The 14793-nt window shown below is 71.5% G+C and carries 13 protein-coding genes, 2 tRNA genes and 2 pseudogenes; 10 read left to right on the top strand and 7 right to left on the bottom strand.

The features are described 5' to 3' along the window. The first annotated feature begins 16 nt into the window (after window positions 1–16). The 3 genes from ACZ4YY_RS32600 (at window position 17) to ACZ4YY_RS32610 (ending at window position 1920) form a co-directional block, all read left to right on the top strand. Window positions 17–478: a molybdenum cofactor biosynthesis protein MoaE gene (locus ACZ4YY_RS32600; protein ID WP_468298485.1), complete on the top strand. Its 462-nt coding sequence runs from the start codon at window positions 17–19 to the stop codon at window positions 476–478. Window positions 479–606: 128 nt separating this feature from the next. Further along, entirely contained in the window at window positions 607–771 is a 165-nt protein-coding gene (locus ACZ4YY_RS32605; protein ID WP_468298487.1) for a hypothetical protein, read from the top strand. Window positions 772–825: 54 nt separating this feature from the next. Further along, window positions 826–1920, top strand: coding sequence for a YlbL family protein (locus ACZ4YY_RS32610; protein ID WP_468298489.1), 1095 nt, complete (start codon window positions 826–828; stop codon window positions 1918–1920). Window positions 1921–1939: 19 nt separating this feature from the next. On the opposite strand, the gene ACZ4YY_RS32615 is transcribed toward ACZ4YY_RS32610, so the two are convergent. Then, the gene (locus ACZ4YY_RS32615; protein WP_468298491.1) at window positions 1940–2482 is read right to left on the bottom strand and encodes a PPA1309 family protein; all 543 of its coding nucleotides are present in this window, start codon (window positions 2480–2482) and stop codon (window positions 1940–1942) included. A gap of 165 nt (window positions 2483–2647) precedes the next feature. Between ACZ4YY_RS32615 and ACZ4YY_RS32620 the strand changes: the two genes are divergently transcribed. From ACZ4YY_RS32620 to ACZ4YY_RS32635, 4 genes are all read left to right on the top strand, one after another. Beyond that, window positions 2648–5623, top strand: coding sequence for a UPF0182 family membrane protein (locus ACZ4YY_RS32620; protein ID WP_468298558.1), 2976 nt, complete (start codon window positions 2648–2650; stop codon window positions 5621–5623). Window positions 5624–5714: 91 nt separating this feature from the next. Beyond that, window positions 5715–5788 (top strand) — tRNA-Met (locus ACZ4YY_RS32625). 206 nt (window positions 5789–5994) lie between these two features. After that, window positions 5995–7851 (top strand): tetratricopeptide repeat protein, encoded by a 1857-nt coding sequence (locus ACZ4YY_RS32630; RefSeq protein WP_468298493.1) that lies wholly within the window; start codon window positions 5995–5997, stop codon window positions 7849–7851. Between the two features lie 86 nt (window positions 7852–7937). Further along, window positions 7938–8011: transfer RNA gene (locus tag ACZ4YY_RS32635), tRNA-Met, on the top strand. A 219-nt stretch (window positions 8012–8230) separates the two neighbouring features. Here ACZ4YY_RS32635 and ACZ4YY_RS32640 read toward each other — a convergent pair. Next, entirely contained in the window at window positions 8231–8647 is a 417-nt protein-coding gene (locus tag ACZ4YY_RS32640) for a Fur family transcriptional regulator (protein ID WP_468298495.1), read from the bottom strand. Window positions 8648–8879: 232 nt separating this feature from the next. Here ACZ4YY_RS32640 and ACZ4YY_RS32645 point away from each other — a divergent pair. Together ACZ4YY_RS32645 and ACZ4YY_RS32650 are read left to right on the top strand one after the other, a co-directional pair. Further along, a pseudogene (locus ACZ4YY_RS32645) lies at window positions 8880–8993 on the top strand (catalase); the annotation flags it as partial. A 14-nt stretch (window positions 8994–9007) separates the two neighbouring features. After that, window positions 9008–9430 (top strand): annotated as a pseudogene (locus tag ACZ4YY_RS32650) (catalase-related domain-containing protein); the annotation flags it as partial. Between the two features lie 88 nt (window positions 9431–9518). On the opposite strand, the gene ACZ4YY_RS32655 reads toward ACZ4YY_RS32650, so the two are convergent. After that, complete coding sequence (locus tag ACZ4YY_RS32655; RefSeq protein ID WP_468298560.1) at window positions 9519–9914, bottom strand: CBS domain-containing protein; 396 nt, start codon at window positions 9912–9914, stop codon at window positions 9519–9521. Between the two features lie 169 nt (window positions 9915–10083). Then, window positions 10084–10884 carry a histidinol-phosphatase gene (gene hisN, locus ACZ4YY_RS32660; RefSeq protein ID WP_468298497.1) on the bottom strand — a complete coding sequence of 267 codons (801 nt, stop codon included), beginning with the start codon at window positions 10882–10884 and terminating at the stop codon, window positions 10084–10086. Between the two features lie 311 nt (window positions 10885–11195). On the opposite strand from hisN, the gene ACZ4YY_RS32665 reads away from it, so the two are divergent. Continuing rightward, complete coding sequence (locus tag ACZ4YY_RS32665) at window positions 11196–11864, top strand: TetR/AcrR family transcriptional regulator (RefSeq protein WP_468298499.1); 669 nt, start codon at window positions 11196–11198, stop codon at window positions 11862–11864. Here ACZ4YY_RS32665 and ACZ4YY_RS32670 read toward each other — a convergent pair. The 3 genes from ACZ4YY_RS32670 to aroA form a co-directional block, all read right to left on the bottom strand. Then, on the bottom strand, window positions 11821–12144 hold the full coding sequence (locus tag ACZ4YY_RS32670; RefSeq protein WP_264934928.1) for a DMT family transporter: 324 nt from the start codon (window positions 12142–12144) through the stop codon (window positions 11821–11823). The genes ACZ4YY_RS32665 and ACZ4YY_RS32670 overlap by 44 nt on opposite strands. A gap of 242 nt (window positions 12145–12386) precedes the next feature. After that, complete coding sequence (gene rsgA, locus ACZ4YY_RS32675) at window positions 12387–13397, bottom strand: ribosome small subunit-dependent GTPase A (protein WP_468298502.1); 1011 nt, start codon at window positions 13395–13397, stop codon at window positions 12387–12389. Window positions 13398–13408: 11 nt separating this feature from the next. Continuing rightward, window positions 13409–14725, bottom strand: coding sequence for a 3-phosphoshikimate 1-carboxyvinyltransferase (gene aroA / locus ACZ4YY_RS32680; RefSeq protein WP_468298504.1), 1317 nt, complete (start codon window positions 14723–14725; stop codon window positions 13409–13411). Window positions 14726–14793 lie beyond the last annotated feature (68 nt).

Consider the following 14793-nt stretch of genomic DNA (forward strand, 5'->3'; position numbering starts at 1 on the left):
ACGGCACGATGAAGGCATGGCACCCAGCAACGACCACCCCGGTGAGCAGGCAGCGCAGGACCCCGTCAAGCTCATCGCGATCCGGGACACCCCGCTCTCCCTGGACGAGGTCTTCCGGGCCGTCGGGGACGACGCGGCCGGCGGGACGGCTCTGTTCGTGGGGACCGTGCGCAACCACGACGGCGGCGCCGACGTCGACGCGCTCGGGTACTCCTGCCACCCCAGCGCCGAGGCGGAGATGCGGCGGATCGCGGAGAAGATCGTCGCCGACCACCCGGTGCGGGCGCTGGCGGCCGTGCACCGTGTGGGGGACCTGAGGGTGGGCGATCTCGCCGTGGTCGTCGCCGTGTCCTGCCCGCACCGGGGCGAGGCCTTCGAGGCCTGCCGGAAGCTGATCGACGACCTCAAGCACGAGGTGCCCATCTGGAAGCACCAGACGTTCTCCGACGGGACCGAGGAGTGGGTCGGAGCCTGCTGACCCCCGGGGCGCCGCCCTCGGGCGGCCTCCCGGTTGCGTAACCGGACCCCGGACGTGAGCGTTGTCAGTGCGGATGGTTAATCTGCTGATCAGTCAGTTGCGGACGCTCAAGGGGTTGGGAGGTCGGCATGGCGGTGCTCGCCTGGTTGCTGATTCCGCTGGGGGCCGCGATCGGCGGCGGACTGTGGGGTAGTTGGGCCAACCGGACCCGCAAGGCACGCGGTGACGGTCCGGAGCTCGACGGATACGCCCGCTTCCGCGCCGCCATGGAGAAGTCCCACTCGGGTACGTGACCCGGGCGGTGGCCCTGACGGTGCGCTGACAGAGGCGTCCCGTACTGTCGAGGCATGCCACGCCGCACCGCGACGATGCTCGCCTCCACCCTGATGCTGATCGCGCTCCTGTGCGCGGGAGTACTCATCCCCGTGCCGTACGCGGAGATGTCCCCGGGGCCGACGGTGAACACCCTCGGAGAGCACGACGGCGAGCCGGTGCTGCAGATCTCCGGCCGGAAGACGTACGAGACGACCGGCCACCTCAACATGACCACCGTGCGGGTCACCAGCGCCGACTACCGGATGAACCTCGTCGAGGCCGTCTACGGTTGGCTCGCGCACGACAACAAGGTCGTGCCGCACGACACGCTCTACCCGGACGGCAAGACCGAGGAGGAGTCCACCCAGGAGAACGCCGAGGAGTTCAGCCAGTCCCAGGAGAGCGCCAAGGTCGCCGCCCTGAAGGAACTGGACGTCCCGGTCAAGTCCTGGGTCATCGTGTCGACCGTCGTGAAGGGTTCGCCCGCCGAGGGCCGGCTGCACGCCGGCGACGTGATCAAGTCGGTGGACGGCACGGTCGTGAAGGAGCCGTCCGACGTCGCCGGGCTCGTGACGAAGCACAAGCCCGGCGAGGACGTCGTCTTCACCATCGTGCCGGCGAAGGAGCAGGCCGCCGCCGAGAAGCAGAACAAGACGGCGACCCGGACGCAGAACGTCAGGATCACCACGGCGACCTCCGACGACAGCGGCGCCGAGCGGGCCATCGTCGGGATCTCCGCCGGCACCGACCACACGTTCCCGTTCACCATAGACATCAAGCTCGCCGACGTGGGCGGGCCGAGCGCCGGCCTGATGTTCGCGCTCGGCATCTACGACAAGCTCACCCCGGGCAGCCTCACCGGCGGGAAGTTCGTCGCCGGCACCGGCACGATCGACGACGACGGCAAGGTCGGGCCGATCGGCGGCATCGAGATGAAGACCGTCGGCGCCCGCGACAAGGGCGCCCAGTACTTCCTCACGCCCGCAGAGAACTGCGCGGCGGCCGCTGAGGACACCCCGGGCGGGCTCACGCTCGTCAAGGTCGACACCATCGACGACGCGCTCGCAGCGCTGCAGGACATCCGCGGCGGCGACACCGCCGACCTGCCGAAGTGCACCACGCAGTAGCCGCGCGGGGCGGCTCCGGCTACTCCTCGAAGGTCGCCGACAGCGCCTCCGCGAGGCCGGGCACCAGGCCGGCGCCCGTGAGGACCTCCGTCGGGGCGTCCTTCTCGCGCAGCCGCAGCGCCGACTCGCGGGTGCCGTCGCGCAGCACCGCGACCGTCATCCGCACCTCCTGGCGCTCGGGGTGGCGGGCCACCCACTGCGTCAGCTCGGCCTCGCCCAGCCCCTGCGGGACCTGCGCCTCCGCGGACGGCGGCAGCATCAGCCGCTCCACGGTCAGGGCGCAGCCGGCCACCGCGCCGGGCCAGGCGATCGTGGCCAGGAACTCGTCGAGCGGTTTGTCCGTTGGCACTTCGTCCTGCTCGATCGGGGTGAGACCGGTGATCTCGGACTCGTCCTCCAGACCGAGCTGGGCGGCGAGCGTGGGTTCCTGAGCCCGCAGCCGTGCGGTGTCTACGAGGGCGAAGAGGCGGGCGGGCTGGTCCCAGCCGAGGCCGGAGGCGTACTCGTCGATCTCGAGCACGGCCCGGGTGAGCGGGCTCGCCGCCATGGGAGTGTTGGACATGGTCACAATCCTGCCTCGTTCCCGGCCCGAATCGGGAACCGAGTAAACGGTGAGTAAGTTGCATAGGTGGGGGCCCACGAACACGGGGGGCCACCGAAGGCCCACGAACACGCGGGCCTGACGTCATCAACAGCGACTTTCGAGGTGCGCACCTTGGCTTTCCAGATGCCGGACCGCGGCGGAGGCCCGACGGGGCCGCGGATCAGAGTGGGCCGCCCGTCCCGGCGCGTCCGGACCCTGCTCATGACACTGGGCGTCCTTGCCGTGCTCGGCATGGCGTTCACCATGTTCGCAGGGTTCTGGACGGACTGGCTCTGGTACCGGTCGGTGAACTACTCATCGGTGTTCACGACCACCCTGTCGACCAAGATCGGACTCTTCTTCGTCTTCGGGCTGCTCATGGCCCTCGCGGTCGGCTTCAACATCTGGCTGGCCCACCGGCTGCGGCCGCCGCTGAGTGCCATGTCGATGGAGCAGCAGAGCCTCGACCGCTACCGCATGGGCATCGCGCCGTACAAGAAGTGGCTGCTGCTGGCCATCACCGCGCTGGTCGGGCTGATCGCCGGCGCGTCGGCGTCGAGCCAGTGGCGGACCTGGCTGATGTGGGTCAACGGCGTGTCCTTCGGGAAGAAGGACCCGCAGTTCCACCTCGACGTGTCCTTCTTCGCCTTCGACCTGCCCTGGTACCGGTTCCTGCTCGGCTTCGGCTTCGCCGCCACGATCCTCTCCCTGATCGCCGCCGCGCTCACCCACTACCTGTACGGCGGGCTGCGCGTCACGAGCCCCGGCGCCCGCGCCACGGCCGCGGCCACCGGCCACCTGTCGGTGCTGCTGGGGATCTTCGTCGCGCTGAAGGCGGTCGCCTACTGGCTCGACCGCTACGGCCTGGCCGTGAAGTCCAGCGACTTCAAGGCCACCGACAACTGGACGGGCCTGAGGTACGTCGACGCCAACGCCTACCTGCCGGCGAAGACCATCCTGTTCTGCATCGCCGTCATCTGCGCCCTGCTGTTCTTCGCCACCCTGTGGCGGCGCACCTGGCAGCTGCCGGTGATCGGCTTCGGTCTGATGGTGCTCTCCGCGATCCTCATCGGCGGCCTGTACCCGGCGATCGTCCAGAAGTTCCAGGTCCAGCCGAACGAGCAGGCCAAGGAAGCCCCCTACGTCGCGAAGAACCTCGCGGCGACGCGTGAGGCGTACGGCATCGACGGCGCGCAGGTCACCGAGTACTCGGGGACGAGCAAGACCCAGGACAAGACGACGCTGCGCGACGACGTCGGCACCACGGCCAGCATCCGCGTCCTCGACCCGAACATCGTGTCGCCGACGTTCCAGCAGCTCCAGCAGATGCGGAAGTACTACGCCTTCCCGACGAACCTGGACGTCGACCGCTACACCGTCGACGGCGCGGACCAGGACACCGTCATCGGTCTGCGCGAGCTGAACCTGGCGGGGGTCGACAAGCAGAACTGGATCAACAACCACTTCCGCTACACCCACGGTTACGGCGTGGTCGCCGCCAAGGGCACCACCGCCGACCCCGAGGGCCGCCCGGCCTTCACCGAGTCCGACCTGCCGTCCCAGGGCGTCCTCGGCCAGTACGAGCAGCGGATCTACTACGGCGAGAAGACGACCACGTACTCGATCGTCGGCGGTCCCCAGAAGGAGATCGACTACTCCGACGACGACGGTGAGAAGACCACCAGCTACACCGGCGACAGCGGGGTCAACCTCTCCAGCGCCGTCAACCGGGCCGCGTACGCGGCGGCCTTCGGCGAGCCGCAGATCCTGTACTCCGGTGCCATCGGCGACGGTTCGCGGATCCTGTACAACCGCACGCCGAAGGAGCGCGTCGAGGCGGTCGCCCCGTGGCTGACCATCGACGGCGACGCCTACCCGGCGATCGTGGGCAAGAGGATCCAGTGGATCGTCGACGCGTACACGACCACCAACGGCTACCCGTACGCCTCGCGGACGACCCTCGGTGACACGACGGCCGATTCGCTGACCGCCACCAACAACAACCGCGCAGTGGTGGCCCAGCAGAACCAGGTCAACTACATCCGCAACTCGGTGAAGGCGACCGTCGACGCGTACACCGGCGAGGTCAAGCTCTACCAGTGGGACACCGAGGACCCGGTCCTGAAGACCTGGATGAAGGCGTTCCCGGGCACGGTGGAGAAGAAGTCGGAGATCTCCGCCGACCTGATGGCCCATCTGCGGTACCCGCAGGACCTGTTCAAGGTCCAGCGCGAGTTGCTCACCCGCTACCACGTGAAGGACGCCACGACGTTCCTCAGCGGCAGCGAGGTGTGGCAGGTGCCGGACGACCCGACCAACAAGTCGGGTGACGCGGTGCCGCCGTACTACCTGAGCATGCGGATGCCCGACCAGAAGGCGCAGGCGTTCTCGCTGACGACGACCTTCACGCCCAACGGCCGGGACAACCTCAGCGCGTTCATGGCGGTCGACTCCGAGGCGGGCACCCCCGACTACGGCAAGATCAGAGTGCTGAAGCTGCCGACCAGCACGACCGTCGACGGACCCAAGCAGGTCCAGAGCCAGTTCAACTCCGAACAGGACATCGCCGAGTCGATCCGGCTGCTGCGAGGCGGCGACTCCGAGGTCGAGTACGGCAACCTGCTGACGGTGCCGCTCGACGGCGGACTGCTCTACGTGGAGCCGGTCTACGTACGCGGTGGTGGACTGAAGTACCCGCTGCTGCGGAAGGTGCTGGTGACCTACGGAGGCGTCACCGCCTTCGAGGACACCCTGGACGAGGCCCTCAACAAGGTCTTCGGCGCGCAGGGCACGGCACCGACGCCACCGGACGACGGCGGCACCACGCCCCCGCCGCCGGCGACCGGCAACGCCACGGTCCAGGAGGCGCTGAAGGACGCCCAGGAGGCCTTCACCGCCGGCCAGGAAGCCCTGAAGAAGCCCGACTGGGAGGCGTACGCCAAGGCGCAGAAGGACCTCGAGGCCGCGCTGAAGCGGGCCGAGGAGGCGCAGGCCGCGGCCGACAAGGGCGGCACCGCCGACAAGCCCGGCAGCAGCGCGAGTCCGAGCAGCAGTCCGAGTCCGAGTGCCAAACCCGGGAGTACGCCCGGCGCCACCCCGAGCGGCAGTCCCGGGGGCTGACCGGAAGGACCCCGAGGACAGCCCGGCGAGCGGCCCCCGCAAGGGGGTGATCAAGAGGCCTCCCGCGTCGTGGTACGGTTGTGGAACACGACGCGGGGTGGAGCAGCTCGGTAGCTCGCTGGGCTCATAACCCAGAGGTCGCAGGTTCAAATCCTGTCCCCGCTACTGCAAGCGAAGGCCCGGATCCGGAAACGGATCCGGGCCTTCGTGGTGTGCGAACGCATGTGCTCGACACATCGGTGGCCGCGCCGCCGTGGGGAGTTGGGGGAACTGTGTTTGACTTGTCTCTCTGTGGGCATGTCGACAAAACGCTGAAGTGACCTCACGGGCTGCGGTATACCAGGTGTACCCGGGTTGCAGGTGGTGCGACGATGGACGTTATGGGGGACAAGGCAACTCTGTTCGAGACAGGGCGATTTGTGCAGCCTTCCGGTGAGGAAGCCACCCCGGGCCACGATCTGGACGACAACCGGGACGTGAGGGACGAGCGGGTCGAACAGGACGACACGGGGGAGGCCGTCGAGGAGGCGCGCCGGCGACTCGCCGCCGAGGCGGGTGACGCCGAGGCGATGAGCGTCCTCGGCGCCATGCTGCTGCGCCGCGGCGACCTCGACGGAGCCGAGCCCCACCTGCGGGCCGCCACCGCGGCCGGTGACCGGGCCGCGGCCAACAACCTCGGTGTCCTCCTCCACCAGCGCGGCTACGCCGACGAGGCGGCCGGCTGGTGGCGGGTCGCCGCCGTCGCCGGCTCCGCGGCCGCCGCGCACGCGCTGGGCCGCCACCACCGCGAGCGCGGCGACGAGCCCGCCGCCGAGTACTGGCTGCGCCAGTCCGCCGAGCAGGGCCATGTGCTGGGCGCGTACGCCCTCGCCGACCTCCTGGAGCACCGCGGCGACCGCGCGGCCGAGCGCTGGCTGCGGGCCGCCGCCGAACGCGGGCACCGGGAGGCGGCGTACCGGCTGGCCAGGATCCTCGACCGCGAGGAGCCGCGGGACCGTGACACCGACGACGCGGCCCCCGTGTCCGCGGAGGCCGAGCAGTGGTACCGGCAGGCCGCCGCGCGCGGGCACCGCCGCGCCGCGCTGCACCTCGGGGCGATCCTGGAGAGGCGCGGCGACCTCAAGGAGGCCGGCCGCTGGTACCTGACGTCCGCCAAGGACGGCGAGCCCCGCGCCGCGTGCGCGCTCGGGTTCCTGCTGCGCGACGCCGGCGACACGGAGAACGCCGCCGTGTGGTGGCTGCGTGCCGCCCAGGACGGCGACGGCAACGCCGCCAACGCGCTCGGCGCGCTCTACGCCGAGCGCGGCCAGACCCAGACCGCCGAGCGGTGGTACCGGGCCGCGATGGACGCCGGGGACGTCAACGGCGCCTACAACCTCGGTCTGCTGTGCGCCGAGCAGGGCCGCACCGCGCAGGCCGAGCAGTGGTACCGGCGCGCCGCCTACGCCGGACACCGCGAGGCGGCCAACGCGCTGGCCATCCTGCTCCTGCGGGGCGGCGACACGACCGGTGCCGAGCCGTGGTTCTCCAAGGCGGCCGAGGCGGGCAGCGTCGACGCCGCCTTCAACCTCGGGATCCTCTTCGCGGGGCGGGGCGAGGAGACGCAGGCCCTGCGCTGGTACGAGCGGGCGTCCGCCGCCGGGCACACCGAGGCGGCCCTCCAGGTCGGCATGGCGCGGCTGCGCGAGGGCGACGAACAGGAGGCCGAACGGCATCTGCGGTGCGCCGCGGGCGGAGGCAGCGCGGAGGCGGCCTACCGGCTGGCGGCCGTGCTCGACGCCCGACGCCCGCCGTCCTCACCGCACGAGCTCGGCGAGATCGTGCACGAGAAGACCGAGTGCGAGGAGTGGTACGAGCGGGCGGCGTCCCAGGGCCACCGGCGGGCGCAGGTGCGGGTCGGGATGCTGGCCGCCGCCCGGGGCGACGTGGTCGAGGCGGCCCGGTGGTACCGGGAGGCGGCCGAGGCCGGATCGCGCAACGGCGCCTTCAACCTGGGCCTGTTGCTGGCCCGCGAGGGCAGCGAACCGGAGGCGGCCGTGTGGTGGACGCGCGCCGCTGACGCCGGTCATGGACGGGCGGCGTTGCGGCTGGCCCTGGTCTACGCGCGTCGGGGCGAGTTGGCGGAAGGACAGCGGTGGGCGGACCGCGCGGTGTCGCTCGGGCCGGCGGAGGTGGCCGAGCGGGCGGCACGGCTTCGCGACGCGCTGCGCGAGGAGTTGTCCGCGTGACACGGGTGGCGCGAGAGGCGGTGACCGGCGTCACTGCTATCGATTTGCTTCTGTCGGTGGCCTTGACGTAACGTTGCATTCATCGACGCGGGGTGGAGCAGCTCGGTAGCTCGCTGGGCTCATAACCCAGAGGTCGCAGGTTCAAATCCTGTCCCCGCTACTCCAGGCCGAGGGCCGGAATCCTGATCAGGATTCCGGCCCTCGGTGTTTGTACCGCTGGTCGGCAACTGAGGCCGCCGGACCGCCCCGGCCCCCTCAACTGTCCTTGAGCCGCTGCGAGGCGCCGTGGTGGTCCTGAAAAGCGGTGAGGCCCCGGCGCCTTCGTGGGAAGGTGCCGGGGCCTCGCGCGTCGGACAGTCGGGCGTCGCGTGTAAAAGGCCTACGCCGCCGTGCAGTTCGGGCAGATGCCGCGGTAGGTGACCTCGACGTCCGAGACCGCGAAGCCGAAGCGCTCGGAGTCGGGGAGGTCGGCCAGCGGATCGCCGGTCGGGTGCACGTCCCTGATCGAGCCGCAGCGGGCGCAGACCAGGTGGTGGTGCGGGCGGTGGGCGTTCGGGTCGTACCGCTTGGCGCGCTTGTCGGTGGCGACTTCGAGCACCTCGCCCAGCGAGACCAGCTCACCGAGCGTGTTGTAGACGGTCGCCCGGGAGATTTCGGGCAGCTTGGCGACAGCCCGCGCGTGGACCTCGTCGGCCGTCAGATGGACGTGTTCGCCGTCGAGGACCTCGGCCACGACGCGCCGCTGCGCGGTCATCCGCCATCCGCGTCCGCGCAGCCGTTCCAGAAGGTCACTCATGGCAGACAGTCTAGCAGCAGGGGCCCTCTATGTCCCGAACCGGTGTTAACTTGGATCTCTGCTTGACTTAGACTAAGTCTATTATATGATCGGTCCTGACTTCGGCCGTGGTGACAAAAACGGTCAGTAATGACGCGGGAGGCGCTCGTGACGCAGGGACCGCTGACGACGGAGGCCGGCGCGCCGGTCGCCGACGATCAGAACAGCGAGACCGCGGGCGTCGGCGGGCTCGGTGCTCGTCCAGGACCAGCTGCTGCTGGAGAAGCTCGCGCACTTCAACCGCGAGCGGATCCCCGAGCGCGTGGTGCACGCCCGGGGTGCCGGGGCCTACGGCACCTTCACGGCCACCGCCGACGTCACCCCGTACGCATCAACGCCGACCACCTGCCGGTCAACCGCCCGCACGCCACCGTGGCGCGCACCCACGCCCGGGACGGCCTGCTGTACGACGGCCGTCACGGCGGCGCCAAGAACTACGAGCCGAACAGCTTCGGCGGACCGTCGCAGACGGACCGTCCGCTGTGGCAGCCCGTCCCGGTGGCCGGTGTCACCGGCGGTCACGAGGCGCCGGTGCACGCCGAGGACGGCGACTTCGTGCAGGCGGGCGCCCTGTACCGCCTGATGTCGGAGGAGGAGAGGGAACGCCTGGTCGCCAACCTGGCGGGCTTTCTCGCGAAGGTCTCGCGCGGGGACATCGTCGAGCGCGCGATCGACAACTTCCGTCGGGCCGACGCGGACTACGGCAAGCGGCTGGAGGCCGCGGTCCAGGCCCTGCGCGGCTGAACTCCAGCACTGGACCGCTTGTCGTGAGCGGACGGGCCGGATCCCCATGAGCGGGGGTCCGGCCCGTCCGTGATGCTCCGCCCGTCGTTCAGAGGGCGGACGCGGGCTGCCGGGCCGGCGCCCAGCAGCGGATGATGTCGCGGACCGAGACGATGCCGGCGGGTTCTCCGCCGTCGAGGACGATCAGGTGACGGAAGCCGCCGTGGGTCATCGCGCGGGCGGCCTCCTCCAGGGTCCAGGTGGGAGTGGCGAAGACGACGTCGTTGGTGGTGTGGGCGTGGGCGCGTTCCGCGTCCGGGTCCTGTCCGAGGCCCACGGAGTCGAGGACGTCCCGCTCGGTGAGGATGCCGATGCCGCCGGCGTCCGGGTCGAGTACCACGGCCGCGCCGACGCGGCGTGCGGACATCAGGGCCGAGGCCTGACGGAGGGTGTGGTCGGGACCGATGGTGAGGACCAGGGTGGTCATCGCGTCGCGCACCAGCATGGGTTCGTCGCGTACCGGCATGGGTGTCGAGTCACCTCCTGGAACCGCTCGGACAAGTCGGCGGTTCACAAATTCACAAGTGGGGGTGCTCTCAGGGTCGCAGGCACAGCGGAGGGCAACAAGAGGGCGCACGCGGCCAATTGAGGGCGCGTGCGCTCATCTGTGAGGCTCAGGAGCGCTGGTTGAGGTACCCCAGCAACTCGTCGTGAAGCAGCCCGTTCGACGCGGCCGCGTTGCCGCTGTGCGGGCCCGGGCGGCCGTCGAGACCGGTGAAGGTGCCGCCGGCCTCCGTCACCACGATCGCCGTGGCCGCCATGTCCCAGAGCGAGAGCTCCGGTTCCGCGCACAGGTCCACCGAACCCTCGGCGACCATCATGTAGGGCCAGAAGTCGCCGTACGCGCGCGTGCGCCAGACCTCGCGGGTGAGGTCGAGGAAGCCGTCGAGCCTGCCCTGCTCCTCCCACCCCGAGAGGGACGAGTAGGCGAAGGAGGCGTCCGGGAGCCGGGAGACGCGCGAGACGTGCAGTCGGGTGGCCGAGGAGAGACTGCGGCCGGTGAAGGCGCCGTGGCCCTTCGCGGCCCACCAGCGGCGGCCCAGGGCCGGAGCCGAGACGACGCCGACGACCGGCTGGTAGCCGCCCTCCGCCGCCTCCATCAGCGCGATGAGGGTGGCCCACACCGGGACGCCGCGCACGTAGTTCTTGGTGCCGTCGATCGGGTCGATCACCCAGCGGCGCGGACCGGTGCCCTCCACGCCGTACTCCTCGCCGAGGACCGCGTCGCGGGGACGGGCGCGCTGCAACTGGCCGCGGATCAGTTCCTCGGCGGCCTTGTCCGCCTCGCTCACCGGCGTCATGTCCGGTTTGGTCTCGACCTTGAGGTCGAGGGCCTTGAAACGGTCCATGGTCGCGGCGTCGGCGGCGTCCGCGAGGACGTGCGCGAGGCGGAGGTCGTCGAGGTAGTCCGGCATGGGGGAACGCTATCCGGCCGGGCGGGCGCGGGGCCACCGGGGGCCGCTGCGCGGACCTGCGGGTCCGTCGGGAGCCGCGGCGCGGAAAGGGGTTTCGGCGGGCTCCAGGTCGGTACCGGAGGGGTGGGCCGCGCGGCCGGAGCCCTCGGGGCGCCTGCCGCGCGCCTGTGCCGTCCCGGGGGGACCTTCCGGCCTCTCGGGGCAGGGGGTGCGGCACGACCGACCGTCGTTCAGCGGCGACGCGCACCCTTGACAGTGCCCGCGGGCGCGTCAAACCTGGGCGCAGAGCCGCTCGCCCCCGGGAGGCGTTGATGCCTGCAGCGCGGGAAACCCTGCTGGACGCCGCTTTCACGGCGCTCGCGCGTCGGCCGTGGGCCGCCGTGCGGATGGTGGACGTCGCCGCGGCGGCCGGGGTGTCCCGGCAGACCCTCTACAACGAGTTCGGCAGCAAGGACGGGCTGGCCCGGGCGCTCGTCCGACGCGAGACCGACGGCTATCTCGCCGGAGTCGAACGGGCGCTGGCCGGACACGGCGACGTCCGCGAGCGGCTCACCGCGGCGGCCGAGTGGACCACCTCCGCCGCCCGCGGCAACGCCCTCGTACGGGCCCTGCTCACGGGCTGCTGGAGCGAACGCCTGCCCTCGCCGACGCTCTCGGCGGTGCCGTCCTCCTCCGCCGTCCCGGCGCAGCGGCGGGCGGACGGCCCGCTGCCCTCGCCCGGCGAGCTCGTGGCGACGGTCCGCGACCGTGCCGTGGCCGCGCTCGCCACCCCCGGCGCGGCCCGGTCGGACGCCGCCGACCTCGCCCGCTCCTGCGAGCTCGCCGTCCGCCTCGCGCTGTCCTGTGTGGCCGCGCCGCCGGAGGAGGAGGACGGGGTCGCCGACCTGGTGCGCGGTGTGCTGCACCGCAACGCTCCGGCCTGGCCGCGGGACGCCGCTAGTGAGCCGACCCCGACAACTGCAGGCCGATCACTCCGATGATCACCAGGCTGATGGAGACGATCTTCAGGGTCGACACCAGGTCGCCGAGGAAGATCATTCCGTAGATCGCGGTGCCCGCGGCGCCGATCCCGGTCCACACCGCGTACGCCGGACCGACGTCGAGCTTCTTCAGCGACAGGGTCAGCAGGCCGAAGCTGCCGAGGGCGAACACGCAGAACGCGATGGTCGGCCACAGCCGGGTGAAACCGTGCGACAGCTTCAGGCAGACGGCGAAGCCGGTCTCGAGCAGTCCCGCGACGATGACCAGCAGCCACGCCATGTGCTGTCCTCCCGTGTGTGCGGCTCGGTGCGATTATGCACCCAGAGTTCCGAACAGAAGGGGAGCCCGGCTGGCGGCGCCCGGCACGCACGCTCGCCGCGTTGCCGAAAGCCCCTGGCGGCTGCGCCACGAGGAGTTTTCCGGCGCCTTGCGATCGTACGCACCGGACGCCGCGAGCCGATCGGCCTCCCCTTGTGTTCGGAGCTCTTACCGGACTCACCCGCTCACAAACAACGCGGAGGTCAGTCCCCTTCGGTGCGTTCGCGCGTGGACAGCAGCCGGCGCAGCGAGTACAGCCGTGCCGGATCCGCGTGCCCCTCGGCGACCCACGCGTCCAGCGCGCAGTCCGGCTCGTCGTGGCTGCACGCGCGCGGGCAGCCCGTCGTCCCCGGCTCCAGGTCGGGGAAGGCGTGGATCACCCGGGACGGGTCGACGTGGTGGAGGCCGAAGGAGCGTACGCCGGGGGTGTCGATGACCCAGTCGTCGGTTCCCGCCAGGGGGAGGGCCAGGGCCGAGGTCGTGGTGTGGCGGCCGCGGCCGGTCACCGCGTTGACGTGGCCCGTCAGACGTCGGCGGTCCTCCGGGACCAGCGCGTTGACCAGGGTCGTCTTGCCGACGCCCGAGTGACCGACGAACGCGGTGATCCGGCCGGCCAGGTACTCGCGCACCCGGTCGGCCGCGTCACCGTTCTCCAGTTCGTCGCGACTGGTGACCACGTACGGGATGTCCAGGTCGCCGTACAGCTCCAGCAGCTTGTCCGGCGACGCCAGGTCCGACTTCGTCAGGACGAGCAGCGGCTCCAGACCGCCGTCGTAGGCGGCGACCAGGCAGCGGTCGATCAGACGCGGGCGCGGCTCGGGGTCGGCGAGGGCCGTGACGACGGCGAGCTGGTCGGCGTTGGCGACCACCACCCGCTCGTAGGGGTCGTCGTCGTCCGCGGTGCGGCGCAGCACCGAGGTGCGCTCCTCGATGCGCACGATGCGCGCGAGGGTGTCCTTCCTGCCGGACAGGTCGCCGACGAGGGCCACCCGGTCGCCGACGATCGCCGCCTTGCGGCCCAGTTCGCGGGCCTTCATCGCCATCACGATCCGGTCGTCGACCAGACAGGTCAGACGGCCCCGGTCGACGGTGAGGACCATGCCCTCGGCGGCGTCCTCGTGCTTGGGCCGGATGTGGGTGCGCGGCCGGTTGCCCTTGCGGTTGGGGCGGCTGCGGATGTCGTCCTCGTCGGTGTGCTTGCCGTAGCGGCGCATGGCAGAAGTCCTTACGCCCCGAGCATCCCGGTCCACAGTTCGGGGAAGTCCGGCAGGGTCTTCGCCGTCGTCGCCACGTTCTCGATGCGCACGCCCTCGACCGCCAGGCCGATGACCGCGCCGGCCGTGGCCATGCGGTGGTCGTCGTAGGTGTGGAAGGTGCCGCCGTGCAGCGGGCGCGGACGGATGTGGAGGCCGTCGGCGGTCTCGGTGACGTCACCGCCGAGTTCGTTGATCTCCTTCGTCAACGCGGCCAGGCGGTCCGTCTCGTGCAGGCGCAGATGGGCCACGCCGCGCAGGGTGGACGGGGAGTCCGCGAGGGCGGCGACGGCCGCGATGCCCGGGGTCAGTTCGCCCACGTCCGCGAGGTCGACATCGATGCCGTGGATCGCACCCGAACCGGTGAGGACCAGGCCGTACTCGGTGAGCTCGCAGGAGCCGCCCATCTCGGTGAAGATCTCCCGCAGCCGGTCGCCCGGCTGGGTGGTGCGGGCCGGCCAGTCGGGGATCATCACCCGGCCGCCGGTCACCAGGGCCGCCGCCAGGAACGGCTGCGCGTTGGACAGGTCCGGCTCCACGGTGAGGTCGCGGCCGAGCAGCGCGCCCGGCGTGACCCGCCAGACGTTCGGCTCGCCGCCCGACTCCGGGGTGTCGACCTGGGCGCCGACCGCGCGCAGCATGTCGACGGTCATCCGGATGTGCGGCACGGACGGCAGCGTGGCGCCGGTGTGGCGGACCTCGACGCCCTGGTTGAAGCGCGGCCCGGAGAGCAGCAGGGCACTCACGAACTGCGACGAGGAGGACGCGTCGATCCGCACCGGGCCGCCGTCCAGCGCACCCCCGCCGTGCACCGTCAGCGGCAGCGCGCCGCGGCCGTCGTCGTCGATCCGGGCGCCGAGCACCCGCAGCGCGTCGATGACGCCGTTCAGGGGACGCTCGTGGGAGCGGGGGTCGCCGTCGAAACGGACGGGGCCGTCGGCGAGCGCGGCGACCGGCGGCAGGAACCGCATCACCGTGCCCGCGTTGCCGACGTCGACCGTGGCCGGGCCGCGCAGCCCCGCCGGCAGGACCCGCCACGCCTCGCCGGTGCCGTCGGGGCCCACGCCCTCCTCGATGCCCACGCCCATCGCGCGCAGGGCGTCCGCCATCAGCAGGGTGTCGCGCGAGCGCAGCGGGCGGCGCAGCCAGCCGGGCTCGGAGGCCAGGGCGGCGAGGACCAGGGCGCGGTTGGTGACCGACTTGGACCCCGGCACGTGGACCGTCGCGTCGACGGCTCCGCTCGCGTGCGGGGCGGGCCAGAGGGCGGTGTGGGCGGGGTTCGGGGCCATGGGCTCCACTTTAGTGGGAGGCCGTCCTTCGGGTGCGTCGCCGTCGTGGCCCCCGGGCCCCGTCCCGC

Source organism: Streptomyces sp. NPDC030143, from assembly GCF_055573695.1.

Coding starts and splice junctions, on each gene's coding strand:
- ACZ4YY_RS32600 (WP_468298485.1), top strand. CDS start 17: ATGGCACCCAGCAACGACCACCCCGGTGAGCAGGCAGCGCAGGACCCC.
- ACZ4YY_RS32605 (WP_468298487.1), top strand. CDS start 607: ATGGCGGTGCTCGCCTGGTTGCTGATTCCGCTGGGGGCCGCGATCGGC.
- ACZ4YY_RS32610 (WP_468298489.1), top strand. CDS start 826: ATGCCACGCCGCACCGCGACGATGCTCGCCTCCACCCTGATGCTGATC.
- ACZ4YY_RS32615 (WP_468298491.1), bottom strand. CDS start 2,482: ATGTCCAACACTCCCATGGCGGCGAGCCCGCTCACCCGGGCCGTGCTC.
- ACZ4YY_RS32620 (WP_468298558.1), top strand. CDS start 2,648: ATGCCGGACCGCGGCGGAGGCCCGACGGGGCCGCGGATCAGAGTGGGC.
- ACZ4YY_RS32630 (WP_468298493.1), top strand. CDS start 5,995: ATGGACGTTATGGGGGACAAGGCAACTCTGTTCGAGACAGGGCGATTT.
- ACZ4YY_RS32640 (WP_468298495.1), bottom strand. CDS start 8,647: ATGAGTGACCTTCTGGAACGGCTGCGCGGACGCGGATGGCGGATGACC.
- ACZ4YY_RS32655 (WP_468298560.1), bottom strand. CDS start 9,914: ATGCTGGTGCGCGACGCGATGACCACCCTGGTCCTCACCATCGGTCCC.
- hisN (WP_468298497.1), bottom strand. CDS start 10,884: ATGCCGGACTACCTCGACGACCTCCGCCTCGCGCACGTCCTCGCGGAC.
- ACZ4YY_RS32665 (WP_468298499.1), top strand. CDS start 11,196: ATGCCTGCAGCGCGGGAAACCCTGCTGGACGCCGCTTTCACGGCGCTC.
- ACZ4YY_RS32670 (WP_264934928.1), bottom strand. CDS start 12,144: ATGGCGTGGCTGCTGGTCATCGTCGCGGGACTGCTCGAGACCGGCTTC.
- rsgA (WP_468298502.1), bottom strand. CDS start 13,397: ATGCGCCGCTACGGCAAGCACACCGACGAGGACGACATCCGCAGCCGC.
- aroA (WP_468298504.1), bottom strand. CDS start 14,725: ATGGCCCCGAACCCCGCCCACACCGCCCTCTGGCCCGCCCCGCACGCG.